The 18,932-nt window shown below is 61.3% G+C and carries 17 protein-coding genes; 4 read left to right on the forward strand and 13 right to left on the reverse strand.

Annotated features, from left to right (window positions below; genetic code table 11):
* Nucleotides 1-14: 14 nt before the first annotated feature.
* The 7 genes from hscA to uvrB form a co-directional block, all read right to left on the reverse strand.
* Complete coding sequence (gene hscA, locus DT070_RS19350) at nt 15-1,877, reverse strand: Fe-S protein assembly chaperone HscA (RefSeq protein ID WP_122956869.1); 1,863 nt, start codon at nt 1,875-1,877, stop codon at nt 15-17.
* A gap of 43 nt (nt 1,878-1,920) precedes the next feature.
* The gene (gene hscB, locus DT070_RS19355) at nt 1,921-2,439 is read right to left on the reverse strand and encodes a Fe-S protein assembly co-chaperone HscB (RefSeq protein ID WP_122956870.1); all 519 of its coding nucleotides are present in this window, start codon (nt 2,437-2,439) and stop codon (nt 1,921-1,923) included.
* A 76-nt stretch (nt 2,440-2,515) separates the two neighbouring features.
* A complete protein-coding gene (gene iscA, locus DT070_RS19360; protein WP_074575253.1) occupies nt 2,516-2,839 on the reverse strand; it encodes an iron-sulfur cluster assembly protein IscA in 324 nt (107 codons plus the stop codon).
* A gap of 44 nt (nt 2,840-2,883) precedes the next feature.
* On the reverse strand, nt 2,884-3,270 hold the full coding sequence (gene iscU, locus DT070_RS19365; protein ID WP_122956871.1) for a Fe-S cluster assembly scaffold IscU: 387 nt from the start codon (nt 3,268-3,270) through the stop codon (nt 2,884-2,886).
* 34 nt (nt 3,271-3,304) lie between these two features.
* Entirely contained in the window at nt 3,305-4,522 is a 1,218-nt protein-coding gene (locus DT070_RS19370; RefSeq protein ID WP_122956872.1) for an IscS subfamily cysteine desulfurase, read from the reverse strand.
* A 106-nt stretch (nt 4,523-4,628) separates the two neighbouring features.
* Nucleotides 4,629-5,165 (reverse strand): Fe-S cluster assembly transcriptional regulator IscR, encoded by a 537-nt coding sequence (iscR, locus tag DT070_RS19375; RefSeq protein WP_092128187.1) that lies wholly within the window; start codon nt 5,163-5,165, stop codon nt 4,629-4,631.
* 265 nt (nt 5,166-5,430) lie between these two features.
* Complete coding sequence (uvrB, locus tag DT070_RS19380; RefSeq protein WP_122956873.1) at nt 5,431-7,554, reverse strand: excinuclease ABC subunit UvrB; 2,124 nt, start codon at nt 7,552-7,554, stop codon at nt 5,431-5,433.
* Nucleotides 7,555-7,763: 209 nt separating this feature from the next.
* Here uvrB and DT070_RS19385 point away from each other — a divergent pair, with 209 nt between their 5' ends.
* The gene (locus DT070_RS19385; RefSeq protein WP_122956874.1) at nt 7,764-8,960 is read left to right on the forward strand and encodes an amino acid aminotransferase; all 1,197 of its coding nucleotides are present in this window, start codon (nt 7,764-7,766) and stop codon (nt 8,958-8,960) included.
* A 10-nt stretch (nt 8,961-8,970) separates the two neighbouring features.
* Nucleotides 8,971-9,570 (forward strand): nucleotidyltransferase family protein, encoded by a 600-nt coding sequence (locus DT070_RS19390; RefSeq protein WP_228778444.1) that lies wholly within the window; start codon nt 8,971-8,973, stop codon nt 9,568-9,570.
* 74 nt (nt 9,571-9,644) lie between these two features.
* Here the strand turns inward: DT070_RS19390 and ygiD are convergent, their stop codons facing one another.
* Nucleotides 9,645-10,499: a 4,5-DOPA dioxygenase extradiol gene (gene ygiD, locus DT070_RS19395; RefSeq protein ID WP_122956876.1), complete on the reverse strand. Its 855-nt coding sequence runs from the start codon at nt 10,497-10,499 to the stop codon at nt 9,645-9,647.
* Nucleotides 10,500-10,780: 281 nt separating this feature from the next.
* On the opposite strand from ygiD, the gene DT070_RS19400 reads away from it, so the two are divergent.
* The gene (locus DT070_RS19400; protein ID WP_122956877.1) at nt 10,781-12,169 is read left to right on the forward strand and encodes a polyhydroxyalkanoate depolymerase; all 1,389 of its coding nucleotides are present in this window, start codon (nt 10,781-10,783) and stop codon (nt 12,167-12,169) included.
* Between the two features lie 53 nt (nt 12,170-12,222).
* Nucleotides 12,223-12,915, forward strand: a complete 693-nt coding sequence (gene rsxB, locus DT070_RS19405) for an electron transport complex subunit RsxB (protein ID WP_122956878.1) — start codon at nt 12,223-12,225, stop codon at nt 12,913-12,915.
* Between the two features lie 31 nt (nt 12,916-12,946).
* On the opposite strand, the gene DT070_RS19410 is transcribed toward rsxB, so the two are convergent.
* The 5 genes from DT070_RS19410 to DT070_RS19430 all read right to left on the reverse strand — a co-directional run bounded on the left by DT070_RS19410 (nt 12,947) and on the right by DT070_RS19430 (nt 18,907).
* Nucleotides 12,947-13,984 (reverse strand): D-cysteine desulfhydrase, encoded by a 1,038-nt coding sequence (locus DT070_RS19410; protein ID WP_122956879.1) that lies wholly within the window; start codon nt 13,982-13,984, stop codon nt 12,947-12,949.
* 89 nt (nt 13,985-14,073) lie between these two features.
* Nucleotides 14,074-14,550 (reverse strand): VOC family protein, encoded by a 477-nt coding sequence (locus DT070_RS19415; protein WP_122956880.1) that lies wholly within the window; start codon nt 14,548-14,550, stop codon nt 14,074-14,076.
* Nucleotides 14,547-16,598, reverse strand: coding sequence for an acetyl/propionyl/methylcrotonyl-CoA carboxylase subunit alpha (locus tag DT070_RS19420; protein ID WP_122956881.1), 2,052 nt, complete (start codon nt 16,596-16,598; stop codon nt 14,547-14,549). Before DT070_RS19420 ends, DT070_RS19415 begins: the two co-directional genes overlap by 4 nt.
* Before the next feature lie 40 nt (nt 16,599-16,638).
* The gene (locus tag DT070_RS21435) at nt 16,639-17,247 is read right to left on the reverse strand and encodes a hypothetical protein (RefSeq protein WP_153976332.1); all 609 of its coding nucleotides are present in this window, start codon (nt 17,245-17,247) and stop codon (nt 16,639-16,641) included.
* A gap of 127 nt (nt 17,248-17,374) precedes the next feature.
* Nucleotides 17,375-18,907 (reverse strand): acyl-CoA carboxylase subunit beta, encoded by a 1,533-nt coding sequence (locus DT070_RS19430; protein WP_122956883.1) that lies wholly within the window; start codon nt 18,905-18,907, stop codon nt 17,375-17,377.
* Nucleotides 18,908-18,932: the final 25 nt, after the last annotated feature.

Raw genomic sequence — 18,932 nt, forward strand, 5'->3', positions numbered from 1 at the left:
GGTTGTCAGTCGAATCAGACTGCCTCAATGTTTTTACCGGCCAGGGCTTGCTTGATGCCGCGGTTCATCCGCTGGGCGGCAAAACCTTCGGTGCCTTTGGCCAGCGCCTGGGTGGCTGCTTCGATCGCAGCCGCGTCGCCGTGGACACGCGTGTCGGCAAGGCCAACGATCAGGCTGTCGATTTGCGCGCGCTCGTTGGGGCTGAGCAAATCGGCATCGGCCGCCAGCGCGCTTTGCGTGGCAAGGATCATGCGGTCGGCATCGACCTGGGCTTCGGCCAGCGCGCGGGCCTGCATGTCTTGCTGGGCGGTTGAAAAGCTGTCTTGCAGCATTCGCGCAATCTCGTCGTCCGACAGGCCGTAGGACGGCTTGACATCGATGCGCGCCTCAACGCCGCTGACCTGCTCTTTTGCATTCACGCTGAGCAAGCCGTCGGCATCGACCGTGAATGTCACGCGGATACGCGCGGCGCCGGCCACCATGGGCGGAATGCCGCGCAGTTCAAAGCGGGCGAGGCTGCGGCAATCAGCCACGAGGTCGCGCTCGCCCTGCACCACATGCAGCGCCAGCGCGGTCTGGCCGTCCTGGTAGGTGGTGAAGTCCTGCGCCATCGCCGTGGGGATGGTCTGGTTGCGCGGCACGATACGCTCGACCAGCCCGCCCATGGTCTCAATGCCCAGCGACAGCGGGATCACATCCAGCAGCAAGAGATCTGCGCCCGTGTTGTTGCCGGCCAGCTGGTTGGCCGAAATGGCCGCGCCCAGCGCTACCACTTCATCAGGATTCAGGTTGACCAGCGGCTCGCGCCCGAAGAAGCTGGCGACCGCCTTGCGCACCTGCGGCATGCGGGTAGAGCCCCCGACCAGCACGGCGCCCTGCACGTCTTCTTTCGTCAGCTTCGCATCGCGCAAGGCCTTGCGGACGGCAGCGAGCGTGCGTTGCGTCAAATGCGCCGTAGCGGTTTCAAAATCTTCCGCCTTCATCTCGAAATTGACGAGCGCCTTGGCCAGCTGCACCGAAAAAGGCACCGGGTCGGCGCAAGACAGCGCTTCCTTGCAATTGCGGGCCGTGCGTTGCAGGGCGGCCTTGTCGGACGGCGTGAGCGTGTCTGCCGCGAGCCCGGCCTTGGCCAGCACCCAGTCGACCAGCGCGCGGTCATAGTCGTCGCCGCCCAGCGCGGAATCGCCGCCGGTAGCAACAACTTCAAAGACGCCTTGCGTCAGGCGCAGGATGGAGATATCGAAAGTACCACCGCCCAGGTCGTAGACGGCGTAGACACCTTCGCTGGCGTTATCCAGCCCATAGGCGATGGCGGCGGCCGTGGGCTCATTGAGCAGGCGCAGCACATTGAGGCCGGCCAGTTGCGCGGCGTCTTTGGTGGCCTGGCGCTGGGCATCGTCAAAGTAGGCCGGCACGGTGATCACGGCGCCGTAGATGTCGTCGTTGAAGGTGTCTTCGGCGCGATAGCGCAACGTGGCCAGGATCTCGGCGCTGATCTCGACCGGGCTCTTCTCACCGGCAACCGTCTGCAGCGTGACCATGCCCGGCTTGTCGTTCAACTCGTAAGGCAATTGAGCGCGGCTGCCGATGTCGTTGATGCCGCGGCCCATCAGGCGTTTGACCGACGAGATGGTGTTGCGCGGGTCTTCTACCTGGGCGGCCAGGGCTTCGTAGCCAATCTGGCGCTTGTCGCCCTCAAGGTAGCGCACCACGCTGGGCAGCAGAACACGCCCTTGCTCGTCGGGAAGGCATTCTGAGATGCCGTTGCGTACGCTGGCGACCAGCGAATGCGTGGTGCCCAGGTCTATGCCCACCGCGATGCGCCGCTGGTGCGGGTCGGGCGTCTGGCCGGGTTCGGAAATTTGCAGAAGTGCCATGCGCGGTTGTCGTACTTTTTCTGTAATGCCTTGGAACAGGATCCTATTGTCCCAGCTGGTCGATGCGTGCATCCACCTCACTGGCAAAGCGCTCAATAAACATAAGGCTTCTGACCTGCTGGGCGGCGGCGGGAAAATCCTTGTCCACGTCCAGCAGTTGCTCTATTTTTGATAGCTGCATGCCCATACTGGACAAGGACTTCGAGGCTATTTCTTCAAAATCTTCGATGCTCTCAGCGTCGTCGAGCGCTTCGCGCCATTGCATCTGCTGCACCAGGAAATCGTGCGGCATCGCGGTGTTGTTCTCGGCATTGATGGGCGCGCCGTTCAGCTCGCACAAATAGCTCGCCCGCTTGAGCGGATCCTTCAGCCGTTGGTAGGCTTCGTTGATACGCACCGACCACTGCATGGCGACGCGTTGCGCCGCCGCCCCCTGAGCCGCAAACTTGTCGGGGTGTGCTTCACGCTGCAAATCCTTCCAGCGTGCATCAAGCGCCGCGCGGTCTTGCGCGAAACGCTGGGGCACGCCGAAAAGTTCGAAGTCGTTGGATTGAAGATTCATGCCGAGAAAAAGCCGCCAGCACCATCAGTGGAGGCGGCTTCGGTAAGGGTGCAGCACGCGTTCGACCGCTCGCCCGTCAAACCCGGAAGCTTTCGCCGCAGCCGCAACGATCACGCTCGTTGGGGTTGATGAACTTGAAGCCTTCGTTCAAGCCCTCGCGCACAAAGTCCAGCTTGGTACCGTCGATGTAAGCCATGCTTTTCGGGTCGACCAGCACCTTGACGCCATTGTCTTCGAATACAACGTCCTCGGGTGCGATCTCGTCGGCGTATTCCAGCTTGTAGGCCAGGCCGGAACAGCCGGTGGTCTTCACGCCCAGGCGAACGCCCACACCCTTGCCGCGCTTGGTCATATAGCGGGTCACGTGTCGGGCAGCAGCATCAGTGAGGGTAACGGACATTTAAATCACTCGAAAGAAAGGCAGGTGACGGGAAATGCGTTGTATCAGTGCGTGTGCTTTTGCTTGTAGTCGTTCACGGCGGCCTTGATGGCGTCTTCGGCCAGGATGGAGCAGTGAATCTTGACCGGCGGCAAAGCCAGCTCTTCGGCGATCGCGCTGTTCTTGATGCTCGCCGCTTCGTCCAGTGTCTTGCCCTTGACCCATTCGGTCACAAGCGAGCTGGAGGCGATGGCGGAGCCGCAGCCGTAGGTCTTGAAGCGTGCGTCTTCGATCACGCCGGTAACCGGGTTGACCTTGATCTGCAGCTTCATCACGTCGCCGCAAGCCGGTGCGCCGACCATGCCGGTGCCTACCGATTCGTCGCCCTTTTCAAAGGAGCCGACGTTGCGGGGGTTTTCATAGTGGTCTACCACTTTTTCGCTGTATGCCATTTTGTTTACCTCTTTAAGCTATTGGGCGCGCTGCTCAATGAGCAGCCCACTGGATGGTGGACAAATCAACACCATCCTTGAACATCTCCCACAGGGGGGACAGTTCGCGCAGTTTGGCCACGTTTTCCTTGATGGTGGCGACCGCGTAGTCGATTTCTTCTTCGGTGCTCCAGCGGCCGATGGTCATGCGCAGGCTGCTGTGCGCCAGCTCGTCGCTGCGGCCCAGGGCGCGGAGCACATAGCTGGGCTCCAGGCTGGCCGACGTACAGGCTGAACCGCTGGACACGGCCAGACCCTTGATGCCCATGATCAGCGACTCGCCTTCAACGAAATTGAAGCTCATGTTCAGGTTGTGCGGCACGCGCTTTTCAGCGTGACCATTGAGGAACACCTCTTCCACATCCTTGAGGCCATTGAGCATGCGCTGATGCAGGGCCAGGATGCGCTTGTTTTCCTCATGCATCTCGGCCTTGGCGATGCGGTAGGCCTCGCCCATGCCGACGCACTGGTGCGTAGGCAAGGTGCCCGAGCGCATGCCGCGCTCGTGGCCGCCACCGTGCATTTGCGCTTCAAGGCGCACGCGCGGCTTGCGGCGAACGTACAGTGCGCCAATGCCTTTGGGGCCGTAGGTCTTGTGCGACGTGAGGCTCATCAGGTCGACCGGCAAGGTGGCGAGGTCGATGTCGACACGGCCCGTGGCCTGTGCGGCATCCACATGGAAGATGATGCCTTTTTCGCGGCACAGCGCGCCGATCGCCGGGATATCCTGGATCACGCCGATTTCGTTGTTGACGAACATGACGCTGACCAAAATGGTGTCGGGACGAATAGCGGCCTTGAGCGCTTCCAGGTCGAGCAAACCATCGGCCTGCACGTCCATGTAAGTCACTTCAAAACCCTGGCGCTCCAGCTCGCGGCAGGTGTCCAGCACGGCTTTGTGCTCGGTCTTGACCGTGATGATGTGCTTGCCCTTGGTCTTGTAGAAATGCGCCGCGCCCTTGAGCGCCAGGTTGTTGGACTCGGTCGCGCCGCTGGTCCAGACGATCTCGCGCGGGTCGGCGCCAATCAGGTCGGCGATCTGCTCGCGCGCCTTCTCGACGGCGGCTTCCGCTTCCCAGCCCCAGGCGTGGCTGCGCGAAGCAGGGTTGCCGAAGTGCTCGCGCAACCAGGGAATCATGGCGTCCACCACCCGCGGGTCGCAGGGGTTCGTGGCGCTGTAGTCCATGTAGATGGGAAAGTGTGGGGTGTCCATGTGGCTAGCTCTTTAAATTCACAGGCTGGCTGGCAGCGCGATCAATGAAGTCAATGCAATCGGGTCACAAAAGGAAGGTGCCGGGCATACGCCCGGCATCGATCCATCAGGATTTGGAAAATGCATTGCCCAGCGCAAACACCGAATTCGGTGCGTTCACGCGAATCGGCTTGACCGCCGGCGCCGTGAAAATCGCTTTTTTCACCTGGGGGGTGTTCTCGATCACCACGCCCTTGGCCAGCTGGTCTTCCACCAGTTTTTGCAGGGTCACGGAGTCCAGGAACTCCACCATGCGGCTGTTCAGCGAAGCCCACAGCTCGTGCGTCATGCAGCGGCCGCCCTCGCCCAGGCAGTTTTCCTTGCCGCCGCACTGGGTGGCGTCGATCGGCTCGTCCACCGACACGATGATGTCGGCCACGGTGATTTCCGAAGCCTTGCGGCCCAGCGTGTAACCGCCGCCGGGGCCACGGGTGGATTCCACCAGTTCGTGGCGGCGCAGCTTGCCGAACAGTTGTTCGAGATAGGAAAGGGAAATTTGCTGGCGCTGGCTGATTGCAGCCAGGGTGACCGGGCCGTTGTTCTGACGCAGTCCCAAATCAATCATTGCAGTGACCGCGAAGCGGCCTTTGGTCGTGAGGCGCATAACAAGCTCCTTTAAATGGCTTGACTGTCGTTTTCACCCTGAAAGCTTGTGGCTTACAGGGAACTCTTCCTCCAGCCGCCCAGGTCAGTCAACCGGTATCGCGGGGGCTTTTTGTTGTTCTGATATTGTTCTTGACTGTTTTCGTCAAGTATAACACAGGCAGGGTTTTTCCTGCTGAGACTGCCCAAAGATGGGAGCTAACCCGTAGTCGCCCCATCCAACGCACCATTTCAGTGCGTCAGATGGATAAACGGGTCGAACAGGCCTAGGCGCGGCTTGGGCCCGCAACGCCCGGCGGCACGACATTGTCGATGCCGGGCGCGCCAAAAGCCTGTTGCTTGAGGCTGTGCAGTTGGTCCCGTACCCGGGCGGCTTTTTCGAACTCCAGGTTCTTGGCGTGTTCGATCATCTGCTTTTCCAGGCGCTTGATCTCGCGGGCGATGTCTTTTTCGCTCATGTCTTCGACCAGCGCTTTTTGCATCTCGAGTTTTTCGGCTTCCTTGCCGGATTTCTCGCTGTAGACGCCGTCGATCAGGTCGCGGATGCGCTTGACCACGCTGCGCGGCGTGATGCCGTTTTCCAGGTTGAAGGCAATCTGCTTGTTGCGCCGCCGCTCGGTTTCGTCCATGGCTTTTTTCATGGAATCGGTGATGCGGTCGGCATACAGAATGGCCCGGCCATTGAGGTTGCGGGCCGCCCGGCCAATGGTCTGGATCAGGCTGCGCTCCGCGCGCAAAAAGCCTTCCTTGTCGGCGTCCAGGATGGCCACCAGCGACACCTCGGGGATGTCCAGGCCCTCCCGCAGCAAGTTGATGCCCACCAGCACGTCAAAGGTGCCCAGCCGCAGGTCGCGCAGGATTTCCACGCGCTCAACCGTGTCCACATCGCTGTGCAGGTAGCGCACCTTCACGCCGTTGTCGCTCAGGTAGTCGGTCAACTGCTCGGCCATGCGTTTGGTCAGCGTGGTGATCAGCACCCGTTCATTCTTCTCGACCCGGATGCGGATTTCCTGCAGCACATCGTCGACCTGGTGCGTGGCCGGCCGCACTTCCACCTGCGGATCGACCAGGCCTGTAGGCCTGACCACCTGCTCCACCACCTGGCCGGCGTGCTCTTTCTCATAGGCAGCCGGCGTGGCCGAGACAAAAATCGCCTGGCGCATCTTGGTTTCGAACTCTTCGAACTTGAGCGGCCGGTTGTCCAGCGCGCTCGGCAGGCGAAAGCCGTATTCCACCAGCGTGGTCTTGCGCGCCCTGTCGCCGTTGTACATGGCGTTGAGCTGGCCGATCATGACGTGGCTCTCGTCCAGGAACATCACCGCATCCTTGGGCAGGTAGTCGCACAGCGTCGACGGCGGTGAACCCGGCGGCGCGCCGCTCAGGTGGCGGGTGTAGTTCTCGATGCCTTTGCAATGGCCGATCTCGCTGAGCATTTCCAGGTCAAACCGGGTGCGCTGCTCGATGCGCTGGGCCTCGACCAGCTTGCCGTCGGCCACGAACTGGGCCACGCGTTCAGACAGCTCGAGCTTGATGGTCTCCACCGCCGTCATGACCTTGTCGCGCGGGGTGACGTAATGGCTCTTGGGGTAGACCACAAAGCGCGGGACTTTCTGGCGGATGCGGCCCGTCAGCGGGTCAAACAGCTGCAGCGACTCGATCTCGTCGTCGAACAGCTCGATGCGTATGGCCAGCTCGGAATGCTCCGCCGGGAAGACGTCGATCACGTCGCCACGCACCCGGAACGTGCCGCGGGAAAAATCCTGGTCGTTGCGCGCGTACTGCATGCGGATCAGCCGCGCGATCACGTCGCGCTGGCCGGTCTTGTCGCCGGTGCGCGCGATGAAACGCATCTGCGTGTAGTCCTCGGGCGCGCCTATGCCGTAAATGGCGCTGACCGTGCCCACGATGATGGTGTCGCGCCGCTCCAGCACGCTCTTGGTGGCCGACAGGCGCATCTGCTCGATGTGCTCGTTGATGGCCGAGTCCTTTTCGATGAACAGGTCGCGCTGCGGCACATAGGCTTCGGGCTGGTAGTAGTCGTAGTAGCTGACGAAATACTCCACCGCATTCTTGGGAAAGAACTCGCGGAACTCGCTGTAAAGCTGCGCCGCCAGCGTCTTGTTGGGCGCAAACACAATGGCCGGGCGGCCCAGGCGGGCGATCACATTGGCCATGGTGAAGGTCTTGCCGGACCCGGTCACGCCCAGCAGAGTCTGGAACACCTCGCCGTCGTTGACGCCCTCGACCAGTTGGTCGATCGCCGTGGGCTGGTCGCCTGCCGGCGGAAAGGGCTGGAACAGCTCAAACGGCGAATCCGGAAAACGGATGAACTGGCCCTCGCTGGGGGCCGACTCGGCCTCATCGGTTATGACTTCTATTGTTTCTGGCATAAAACCTCGATCAAGCCCCGTTAAAATTCGGGGCAACCAAACAGAATACGACATTCGGCCGAAAATGGGAATTGCAAGCCCAACGGCCCTTTTGGATACCTCTTGTAGCCTTGTTTCCGGTCAGCTTGTGCCCTAAATCACCGGCCCCGAAAAGCCAGACGCCCCCACACCGCCGCTTTCGCTTTTTTCCACTTCTCTGAGGATATTTCATGTCTTTGTTTACCGCTGTCGAAATGGCCCCGCGTGACCCGATCCTGGGTCTCAACGAGCAGTTCAACGCCGACCCCAACCCCGCCAAGGTCAACCTGGGCGTGGGCGTGTACTACGACGACAACGGCAAGCTCCCCCTGCTCGAATGCGTGAAGACGGCTGAAGCGCAGATGATGGCCGACCCCAAGGCCCGCGGCTACCTGCCGATCGACGGCATCGCCGCCTATGACGCGGCCGTCAAGGGCCTGGTTTTCGGCGTCGACAGCGAACCCGTCAAGAGCGGCCGCATAGCCACCGCACAAGGCATAGGCGGCACGGGCGGCCTGAAGATCGGCGCCGACTTCCTCAAAAAACTCAGCCCCAATGCCAAGGTGCTGATCTCCGACCCGAGCTGGGAAAACCACCGCGCGCTGTTCACCCAGGCCGGTTTCACCGTTGAAAGCTACCCTTACTACGATGCGGGCAAGCGCGGCGTCAACTTCGACGGCATGCTCGCCGCCCTCAATGCCGCAGCCGAAGGCACCATCGTCGTGCTGCACGCCTGCTGCCACAACCCCACGGGCTACGACATCACCGCCGAGCAGTGGGACCAGGTGATCGCCGCCATCCAGGCGCGCAAGCTGACACCCTTCCTCGATATGGCTTACCAGGGCTTTGGCCACGGCATCGCAGAAGACGGCGCAGTCATCGGTAAATTTGTGGCTGCCGGCCTGAGCTTTTTTGTGTCGACGTCGTTTTCCAAGAGCTTCAGCCTCTACGGTGAACGCGTGGGCGCCCTCTCGGTGCTCTGCCAGTCCAAGGAAGAAGCCGACCGCGTGCTGTCGCAGCTCAAGCTGGTCATTCGCACCAACTACAGCAACCCGCAGATCCACGGCGCCATGGTGGTGGCCACGGTGCTCAATACGCCCGAGCTGCGCGCCCTCTGGGAAAAGGAGCTCGGCGAAATGCGCCTTCGCATCAAGCAGATGCGCATTGCCCTGGTCGAAAAGCTCAAGGGCGCCGGCGTCAAGGAAGACATGAGCTTCATCACCACGCAGATCGGCATGTTCAGCTACTCCGGCCTCTCCAAAGACCAGATGGTGCGCCTGCGCAATGAGTTCGGCGTTTACGGCACCGACACCGGCCGCATGTGCGTCGCGGCACTCAACAGCAAGAACATCGATTACGTCTGCGCGTCCATCGCCAAGGTCATGTAACGCAGCCCCGGTGACGGCGCCCTCCGCTGCCCCGCTCCCGGACGACTTCATCCGGGACGCGCTGCAAAACCGCCACAACCGGGCCATCCTGGATCGCTTGCCCGCACTGGGCTTGCCTGACGCCTGGCTGGTGGCCGGTTGCCTCTTCCAGACTATCTGGAATCTGCGCTCGGGCCAGCCGCCCGAGGCGCAGATCAAGGACTACGACCTGTTTTACTTCGACCCCTCCGATTTGTCGGAGGCGGCTGAAGCGCGCATCAACGAGAGGGTCAGCGCCTGTTTTTCAGGGCTGGGCATTGTGGTTGAAGCCAAAAACCAGGCGCGCGTCCATACCTGGTACCAGGCGTACTTCGGTTTTCCCTACCCTGCCCTGGGCAGTTCCATGGACGGTATCGACCGCTTCCTGGTGCGCTGCACTTGCGTCGGATTGAGCGCGGGCGAATCAGGGCTGGCGCTGTATGCACCGAACGGCATGCAAGCGCTCTATCAGGGCCAGCTTGGCCCGAACCCCCTGTGCCCCCACCTGCCGCTGTTTGAGAAGAAGGCCAGGGCCTACCAGGAGCGCTGGAGCTGGCTGGAAATCGCACCCGCCCCAAGCCGAGATTTTTAAGAAAATCGACCTCTAGCCCACGACCTGCATGGGCAAGCAGCTATTAATTTGATAGCAAATCGACTCCAGAAAGCTCAGCCCCACACCACCGAGCGCATGGAAATCGAACCCGCCTGGAAGCTGGTGTTGAAAAAGCGCATAGGCTCCTTCGAATCGGCAGCGCCTGCCGCATACAGCAAGGGCAGGTAGTGCTCATAAGTGGGGTGCGCCATCCTGGCCACCTGCCCCAGTTTCTGGAAGTTCTGCAGTGCGTCCAGGTTGCCCTGCTGCAGGTAGCCGCCAATCGTCTGGTCAAACTCCAGCGCCCAGTCGTAGGCCTGGCTGCCCGTCGCGCCGCGCTGCATCTGGCGCAGGTTGTGCACGATGTTGCCGCTGGCCACGATCAGCACGCCGCGCTCGCGCAACGCCTTGAGCTGCTTTGCCAGCGCATAGTGGTCCTCGGGCGCGCGGCCGTAGTCCATGCTGAGCTGGATGACGGGAATGTCCGCATCGGCAAACATGGGCTTGAGCACCGACCAGGCGCCGTGGTCCAGCCCCCACTCGCTTTCGTCCAGCCCCAGAGGCGCCGACGCCCTTTGCCTGACCAGCTGGCTGATCGCCCGGGCGGCCGCCGGATCGCCGGGCGCGGGATATTGCTGGTCAAACAGCTCCTGCGGAAACCCGCCGAAGTCGTGAATGGTCTTGGGCTTGTCCATCGCGGTCAGCCACCAGCCCTCTGTCAGCCAATGGGCTGAAACGCACAAAATCAGTTGCGGCCGCGGGTATTTGGCGCCGAACTCCGCGCCCAGCGCCTGCCAGCTGCGCCGGTACTCGTTGTCGCCGATGGCGTTCATTGGGCTGCCGTGCCCCAGAAAAAGGACCGGCATCCGGTCGGATTTCTTCAGGGAGGCGACCTGGTCCAGCGCGGAAATGTCGATCGGGGAGCTCATGTTATTTTTTCCTGTTCAAGAGGGCTGCATCGGGCCCGGCAAAGATTGCTGCCGGGGCGCAAAATGATAAGTATTCCGTCAATTCCCCAGGTGGCGCCGGCCTCCAGGTAAAACAAGCCCGCCGCCGCTTTGTGGTGCACCGGCGCCAGCCGCGTGAAAACCGTCCGGATTTAGGGCGGAATTAGTAGATATCCCTAAATCAGTGCACCCCTCGCCTGTTATATTGCACTGCAACATAATACGTTTTACGTAAAAAATTTACATAACCAAGGTTGATCCCGATGCTGTATCAAGTCTATGAAACCCAGCGCACCTTGATGGAGCCCTTTGTTGATTTTGCGCAGGCAGCGGCCAAGCTCTACGGCAACCCGCTTTCGCCGCTCGGCCAAAACCCCTTTGCCCAGCGCGTGGCCGCCGGCTACAGCCTGATCTACCGCCTGGGCAAAGACTATGAAAAGCCGGCCTTCGACATCCGCACTGTCGACGTCAACGGCACAGAAGTCAGCATCCATGAACGCGTGGAGATCGACAAGCCCTTTTGCGAGCTGCGCCGCTTCAAGCGTTTCACCGACGACCCCGCCACGCTGACCGGCCTGAAGGGCGAGCCCGCCGTGCTCATCGTGGCGCCGCTGTCGGGCCACTACGCCACCTTGCTGCGCGACACCGTCAAGACCATGCTGAAAGACCACAAGGTCTACATCACCGACTGGAAGAACGCGCGCACCGTACCCCTGTCCGACGGCGCCTTCCACCTGGACGACTACGTCAACTACGTGCAGGAATTCATCCGCCACATCCAGGGCATCTACGGCAACTGCCACGTCATCAGCGTCTGCCAGCCCACCGTGCCGGTGCTGGCCGCCGTGTCGCTGATGGCCTCGCGCGGCGAAACCACGCCCCTGAGCATGACCATGATGGGCGGCCCGATCGATGCGCGCAAGTCGCCGACCGCCGTGAACAACCTGGCCATGAACAAGAGTTACGAGTGGTTTGAAAACAATGTGATCTACCGCGTGCCCAGCAACTTCCCGGGCGCCGGCCGCCGCGTCTACCCCGGCTTTTTGCAGCACACCGGCTTCGTCGCGATGAACCCCGACCGCCACGCCAAGAGCCACTACGACTACTTCAAGGATTTGCTCAAGGGCGACGACGCCAGCGCCGAGGCGCACCGCAAGTTCTACGACGAATACAACGCCGTGCTCGACATGGATGCCGACTACTACCTCGAAACGATCAAGACGGTGTTCCAGGAGTTCAAGCTGGTCAACGGCACCTGGGACGTGCGCAACGTGGACGGCGAACTCGAACGCGTGCGGCCCGAAGACATCAAGACCACGGCCCACTTCACCGTTGAGGGCGAACTGGACGACATCTCCGGCTCCGGCCAGACCGAGGCAGCCCACAGCCTTTGCCACAACATCCCCAAGGCACTGCAAAAGCACCTGGAAGTCAAGGGCGCGGGCCACTACGGCATCTTCAGCGGCCGCCGCTGGCGCGACATTGTCTACCCTCAGGTCAAAGCCTTTATTCTTGAGAATAATCGGGCTCCAGCCCAGGCCAAACGTGCGGTAGCTGCTCCTAAAAAAGTAGCAAAGCCTGCCGTGAAGGCCGCCCCAAAAGCCGCAGCCAAGCCGGCAGCCAAAAAGGCAACGCGCAGCAAAAAGGCCTGACGGCCGCTGCGGCAAAGCTGTTTGCGGGCCATGGCTGGTAGGACAATAGGGCGGTGACCTCCCCCGCCGACCTTCCCCTTTTCGAACGCATCAACGCCGCGCTGCCGCAAACCCAGTGCACGCGCTGCGGCTACCCGGATTGCGCGGCCTACGCCGCGGCCATTGCGCAAGGCGAAGCCCCCATCAATCAATGCCCGCCGGGCGGCGCTGAAGGCGTGCAGCGCCTCGCGGCCATTACCGGCCAGCCTGCCCAGCCGCTCAACCCCGCCAACGGCACCGAAGGCCCGCGCGCCGTGGCCATCATTGACGAAGACTGGTGCATAGGCTGCACGCTGTGCATCAAGGCCTGCCCGACCGACGCCATCATGGGCAGCAACAAGATGATGCACACCGTGATCGAGCCCTGGTGCACGGGCTGCGAGCTGTGCATCCCGGTCTGCCCCGTCGACTGCATCAGCCTGGAAAACGTCACCGGCGAGCGCACCGGCTGGGCTGCGTGGTCGGCGCAGGAGGCCGACACGGCCCGCAAACGCTATCAAATTCATAGCTACAGGCTCAGCAAGGGCAAGGGCTACAGCCCTAAATCGCTTGAAAAATCCGGCGGCGCTGCTTACCCTGCAACGGAACCACCTGCAGCGACCGCCGCACGCGCCGAAACCGATACCGACGTCGTCGACCGCAAGCGCGCGGTGATTGAAGCCGCCCTCGCCCGGGCCCGGGCGCAGCGCGAAAAAAAGGCCGGCTGAGAAGCCGGCCTTTTCTGCAGCACCTGCAAACTCAGGCCGTCAGTTCCGTCAGGCCCAGCACATCCGCCTCAAAGGCGTGCAGCGAAGGCGCGCCGCCTGTGTGGATAAACAGCACGTTCTCGTCCTTGCGGAAGAAGCCCTTGCGCGCCAGGCCGATCAGGCCGGCCATGATCTTGCCGGTGTAGACCGGGTCCAGCAGGATGGCCTCGGTGCGCGCCAGCATCTGCACGGCCTCCACCATGGCCTGGTTGGGCACCGAGTACTTGGGCCGCCACCAGTCGCCGTGGCTCACCACCGCCTCGGCCGGGACCGTGATGCCAAGGCCCAGCAAGTCGGCCACGGCCTGCGCTTCCTTGTGCACCAGCGGGTTCTGGTCGGCCGGGTCGCGGCTCACGCCGATGCCGACGATGGGAATGTTGATGTGGTTGCCCATAAAGCCGGCCAGCAAGCCGCCATGCGTGCCTGAGCTGCCCGAGCCCACCACGACCTTGTCGATACGCACACCCTGCTCGAAGAACTGCTGCTGCAGCTCCTGCGCGCAGGCCACATAACCGAGGCCGCCGATGGCGTTGGAGCCGCCGCCGGGCACGATGTAGCCCTTGCGGCCTTCCTTGGCCAAATCCGCCGCGACCTTCTGCATGGCTTCGAGCATGTTGGTGCCGGCCGGCACCACGGTGATGGCTTCAACGCCCATCAGGCGGAACAGGAAATTGTTGCCGCTGGCGTCTGCCTTGTAGCTGTTGGGTACACGCTCTTCAATCACAAAACGGCACTTCATGCCTTCCTTGATGGACGCGGACAGCGTGGCGCGGCAGTGGTTGGACTGCGGCGCGCCGCAGGTGATCAGCGTGTCGGCGCCTTGTGCCAGCGCATCGGCCGCCAGGAACTCGAGCTTGCGTGTCTTGTTGCCGCCGGGCGTCAGGCCCAGCATGTCGTCGCGCTTGATCCACACATTGGGCCCGCCATCGGGGCCGCAAGTGGCGCGCAGGGCTTTAGTGAAATTGGGGAGAAACTCCAGCGGCGTGTGGCCTTCGGTGTAACGGCGGCGGGGAAAGCGGCTCAAATCCATGAAACGATGCTCCAGACGAATCGGTGGTTGAAAATCAGGCAGCCTGCATTGTGCCGCCAGCCCTGCAATTGCGTGCGCTAGTGGGGCATTCAGCCCAGCGCAGCAAACGCCTTGATCACCTCAGGCGGCGCCTGGACCATTTCAATCAGCACCCCTTCGCCTGACACCGGAAATTCGTCGTTAGCCTTGGGATGCAGGAAGCAGATGTCAAAACCCGCCGCGCCCTTGCGGATGCCGCCGGGCGCAAAGCGCACACCCTTGGCCGTCAGCCATTCCACCGCCTTGGGCAAGTCATCAATCCACAAGCCCACATGGTTGAGCGGCGTGGTGTGCACCGCCGGTTTTTTGTCCACGTCCAGCGGCTGCATCAAATCGACCTCGACCTTGAACGGGCCGCTGCCGATCGCGCAGATGTCTTCGTCAACGTTCTCGCGTTCGCTCACAAAGTTGCCGGTGACTTCAAGGCCCAGCATGTCGACCCACAGCGTGCGCAGCCGGTCCTTGTTGGTGGCGCCGATGGCGATCTGCTGGATGCCCAGCACTTTAAAAGGGCGACCGGCGCTCATGCCTGGAATTCCACAATCGGCTGGTCGACGCTCAGCGATTCGCCCTTGGCTGCCAGCACCTTGCCGACCACGCCATCAGCGACAGCAAACAGCACGTTTTCCATCTTCATGGCTTCGATCACGGCCACACGCTCACCGGCCTGCACCTTCTGCCCCACCTGCACGGCAACGTCCACCAGCAAGCCGGGCATGGGCGACAGCACATAACGGCTCATGTCCGGCGGCGCCTTGTAGGGCATCAGCGCATGCAGTTGCGCCGCGCGCGGCGTCAGCACCAGCGCATCCAGCCGTGTGCCGTTGTGCGCGATGCGGATGGCCAGCGGGTTACGGCCCACGCCGCGCTCCACCTGCGCGGCGAACGGCTGGCCGTTCACCGTGCCGCGTATGCGCGCGCCGCCCAGATGCCAGTTGCTACAAATTTCATAGCTGCCAACCCGCGTCTCTACTGTGCCGGAGCCCGATTGGGCCTGATAATTTCTTACGGTGACGGGGTGCTGCGTGTTTTGCCCCGCAGCGCCCAGGCTGACCACCACAAACTCTTCACCCACCGTCACGCCATGGCCCGGCAGCTGCCCACTGATACCGGCTGCCCGGCCCAGCATGCGGCGGTTGACGTAAGCCGCCAGCGCGAGCAGGAAGGACGGGTCGTCGTGCGGCACGTCTTCGGCGTGAAAGCCTTTGCCGTAGTTCTCGGCAATGAAGCCGGTGTTGAAGTCACCGGAAACGAACTTCGGATGCGCCAGCAAAGCCGCCTGGAAAGGGATGTTGCTGGAGATACCCCGAATGACAAAACCATTCAGCGCCTCGCGCATTTTGGCAATGGCGTCTTTACGGTCTTTCCCGTGCACGATGAGCTTGGCGATCATCGAGTCATAAAACATCGGGATCTCGCCGCCGTCCTGCACGCCGGTGTCGACGCGCACGCCATACAGCTGCGAGGTGTCGGCCGCGAACATCGTCTCTTTGGGCGGTTGAAAGCGCACCAGCCGGCCCGTCGAAGGAAGAAAGCTGCGGAACGGGTCTTCGGCGTTGATACGGCACTCAATCGCCCAGCCGTTGCGCTGCACGTCTTTTTGCGCAATCGGCAGCTTCTCACCCGCTGCCACGCGAATCATCAACTCCACCAGGTCCAGCCCGGTGATGCATTCCGTCACCGGGTGCTCCACCTGCAGACGGGTGTTCATCTCGAGGAAATAAAAACTCTGGTCCTTGCCGACCACAAACTCCACCGTGCCGGCGCTCTGGTACTTCACCGCCTTGGCCAGCGCCACCGCCTGCTCGCCCATGGCCTTGCGTGTGGCGTCGCTGATAAAGGGCGACGGCGCCTCTTCAATCACCTTCTGGTGACGCCGCTGGATGGAGCATTCGCGCTCGTTCAGATAGACCACGTTGCCGTGGCTGTCGCCCAGCAGCTGGATTTCGATGTGACGGGGCTCCTCGACAAACTTCTCGATAAAGACACGGTCGTCGCCAAAGCTGTTGCGGGCTTCATTGCGGCAAGAGGTGAAACCTTCAAAGGCCTCTTTGTCATTGAACGCAACGCGCAAGCCCTTGCCGCCGCCGCCGGCCGAAGCCTTGATCATCACGGGGTAACCAATCCCCTTGGCAATCTCCACAGCCTTCTCGGCCGTTTCAATCGCATCGTTCACACCGGGAATGCAGTTCACCCCCGCCGCGCCCGCCAGTTTTTTCGATTCGATCTTGTCACCCATCGCGGCAATCGAATAGTGCTTGGGGCCGATAAAGATGATGCCCTCTTCCTCGACACGCTTGGCAAAGCCAGCGTTCTCGCTCAGGAAGCCGTAGCCCGGATGCACGGCTTGCGCGCCCGTCTGCTTGCAGGCCGCGATGATCTTGTCGGCTTGCAGATAACTGTCACGGCTGGGCGCGGGGCCGATATTGACGGCCTCGTCGGCCAGTTCGACATGACGCGCATCCTTGTCGGCGTCGGAATAGACGGCAACGGTTTTGATGCCCATCTTGCGGGCGGTGAGGATGACGCGGCAGGCGATTTCACCGCGGTTGGCTATGAGGATCTTTTTAAACACGTTTACATAACTCCAATAGTTCGAAATTCAATTTCGTTCTTCACGCCTCTTCGGGCTCGCTCGTCGCTTGAATTTCCATAGCGGATAACCGGCTTATCGCCTCTTTGCAATCAATCAAGGGGACAAGAAAACCGCAATACTCGTCCCCACCGGTGTCGAAAATAATCAAATCAAACGATCGCTCAATCAACCAATTCTTGAACAGTCCCAGAACCTTCAGGGGCATCGCCCCTTGAATCGCCTCGTCGAATTGAAAGCGGTCCTTAATTCCGTATGCGTCACAGACTTTGCCAAGAATGATTTGGGCATTCTCGGTATATCTGGCCTCAAAAAGAAAGACAAATGGCGTTCGCCTGCCACCAAAAAAATCCCCCATCAAGCCGTCTCGAAGAGCGCTTGCAGGCTCCATAACTTCGCCATCCTCGCTTCGAGCGGCCTTATGAACGCGTCGCGAAATTCGCTCTGCGACTTCGCTACCCAGGAATGAGAAAGTCGCAAGAACAAAAACATGCAGCTCAGCTCTCAATTTTTTGAGAGCTCTTGCGTCATCTCGAGCATCTTCAGGGCTCGGTTGGCCGTCCCATGCTTCCAGGTCATCTTTCGAGACTATCCCTTGCCACCATGCTTTTAGGCTTTGAATTGCACCCATCGGGTTATCCCAGTTTCAAAGAGAAGATTTCCGAGCTTGCGCCACGGGGTTGCGTGTAGATACAGCCAGAACTTCCCGAGCTGAGCGTCCTTGCTCTCAACCATTCTCACAACATTCACCTAGCTATTCATAACGGGATATTCCCGTGCTTGCGCCACGGGTTCTCAATCTTCTTGTCGCGCAACATCACCAGCGAACGGCAAATCCGTTTGCGGGTTTCATGCGGCAGGATCACATCGTCGATAAAGCCACGCGCGCCGGCCACGAACGGGTTGGCAAAGCGGGCCTTGTATTCGGCTTCCTTGGCGGCCAGCTTGGCCGGGTCGCCTTTGTCCTCGCGGAAGATGATTTCGACCGCGCCCTTGGCGCCCATCACGGCGATCTCGGCGTTGGGCCAGGCGAAGTTGACGTCGCCGCGCAAATGCTTGGAGGCCATCACGTCGTAGGCGCCGCCGTAGGCTTTGCGTGTGATCACGGTGATCTTGGGCACGGTGCATTCGGCGTATGCATAGAGCAGCTTGGCGCCGTGCTTGATGATGCCGCCGTATTCCTGCGATGTGCCGGGCATGAAACCGGGCACGTCAACAAAGGTGATCACGGGTATGTTGAAGGCATCGCAAAAGCGCACAAAGCGTGCCGCCTTGATGGAGCTCTTGATGTCCAGGCAACCGGCCAGCACCAGCGGCTGGTTGGCAACGATGCCGACGGTCTGCCCTTCCATGCGGGCAAAGCCGACGATGATGTTTTTCGCGTACTCGGGCTGTATCTCGAAGAAGTCGCCGTCGTCTACCGTCTTGACGATGAGTTCTTTCATGTCGTACGGCTTGTTCGGGTTCTCGGGCACCAGCGTGTCCAGGCTCAGGTCCATGCGGCTGGCCGGGTCGGCGCTGGGGCGTACGGGGGCCTTTTCACGATTGTTCAGCGGCAGGTAGTTGTAGAGGCGGCGCAGCATCAGCAGCGCCTCGACATCGTTTTCAAATGCCAGGTCGGCCACGCCGCTGCGCGTGGTGTGGGTGGTGGCGCCGCCCAGCTCTTCGGCCGTCACTTCTTCATGCGTCACGGTCTTGACGACTTCAGGGCCCGTGACAAACATGTAGGAGCTGTCCTTGACCATGAAGATGAAATCGGTCATGGCCGGTGAATACACCGCGCCGCCAGCGCTGGGGCCCATGATCATGCTGATCTGCGGGATCACACCGCTGGCCATCACGTTGCGCTGGAACACATCGGCATAACCGCCCAATGAGGCCACACCCTCCTGGATGCGCGCGCCGCCCGAGTCGTTCAGGCCGATGACGGGTGCGCCGACCTTCATGGCCTGGTCCATCACCTTGCAGATTTTTTCGGCATGGGCTTCGCTCAAGGCGCCGCCAAACACGGTGAAGTCCTGGCTGAAGACAAACACCAGGCGCCCATTGATCATGCCGTAACCGGTGACCACACCGTCGCCGGGAATCTTGTTGTCCTGCATGCCGAAGTCGGTGCAGCGGTGCTCGACAAACATGTCCCATTCTTCAAACGTGCCTTCGTCGAGCAGCAGCTCCAGACGTTCGCGCGCGGTCAGCTTGCCTTTACCGTGCTGCGCGTCGATGCGCTTTTGGCCGCCGCCCAGCCGGGCTGCGGCGCGTTTCTTTTCGAGTTGTTCAAGGATTTCTTGCATGGTGTGTTCCGCAATGGTGGGACGT

This window comes from Polaromonas sp. SP1 (genome assembly GCF_003711205.1).
GTDB lineage: Bacteria > Pseudomonadota > Gammaproteobacteria > Burkholderiales > Burkholderiaceae_C > Polaromonas.

Excerpts from the sequence above, each read along its gene's own strand:
- iscA (WP_074575253.1), bottom strand. The coding sequence starts at position 2,839 with ATGTCCGTTACCCTCACTGATGCTGCTGCCCGACACGTGACCCGCTAT.
- DT070_RS19370 (WP_122956872.1), bottom strand. The coding sequence starts at position 4,522 with ATGGACACCCCACACTTTCCCATCTACATGGACTACAGCGCCACGAAC.
- DT070_RS19400 (WP_122956877.1), top strand. The coding sequence starts at position 10,781 with ATGCTGTATCAAGTCTATGAAACCCAGCGCACCTTGATGGAGCCCTTT.
- uvrB (WP_122956873.1), bottom strand. The coding sequence starts at position 7,554 with ATGCCAGAAACAATAGAAGTCATAACCGATGAGGCCGAGTCGGCCCCC.
- DT070_RS21435 (WP_153976332.1), bottom strand. The coding sequence starts at position 17,247 with ATGGGTGCAATTCAAAGCCTAAAAGCATGGTGGCAAGGGATAGTCTCG.
- DT070_RS19430 (WP_122956883.1), bottom strand. The coding sequence starts at position 18,907 with ATGCAAGAAATCCTTGAACAACTCGAAAAGAAACGCGCCGCAGCCCGG.
- hscA (WP_122956869.1), bottom strand. The coding sequence starts at position 1,877 with ATGGCACTTCTGCAAATTTCCGAACCCGGCCAGACGCCCGACCCGCAC.
- DT070_RS19410 (WP_122956879.1), bottom strand. The coding sequence starts at position 13,984 with ATGGATTTGAGCCGCTTTCCCCGCCGCCGTTACACCGAAGGCCACACG.
- DT070_RS19385 (WP_122956874.1), top strand. The coding sequence starts at position 7,764 with ATGTCTTTGTTTACCGCTGTCGAAATGGCCCCGCGTGACCCGATCCTG.
- iscU (WP_122956871.1), bottom strand. The coding sequence starts at position 3,270 with ATGGCATACAGCGAAAAAGTGGTAGACCACTATGAAAACCCCCGCAAC.
- ygiD (WP_122956876.1), bottom strand. The coding sequence starts at position 10,499 with ATGAGCTCCCCGATCGACATTTCCGCGCTGGACCAGGTCGCCTCCCTG.
- iscR (WP_092128187.1), bottom strand. The coding sequence starts at position 5,165 with ATGCGCCTCACGACCAAAGGCCGCTTCGCGGTCACTGCAATGATTGAT.
- hscB (WP_122956870.1), bottom strand. The coding sequence starts at position 2,439 with ATGAATCTTCAATCCAACGACTTCGAACTTTTCGGCGTGCCCCAGCGT.
- DT070_RS19415 (WP_122956880.1), bottom strand. The coding sequence starts at position 14,550 with ATGAGCGCCGGTCGCCCTTTTAAAGTGCTGGGCATCCAGCAGATCGCC.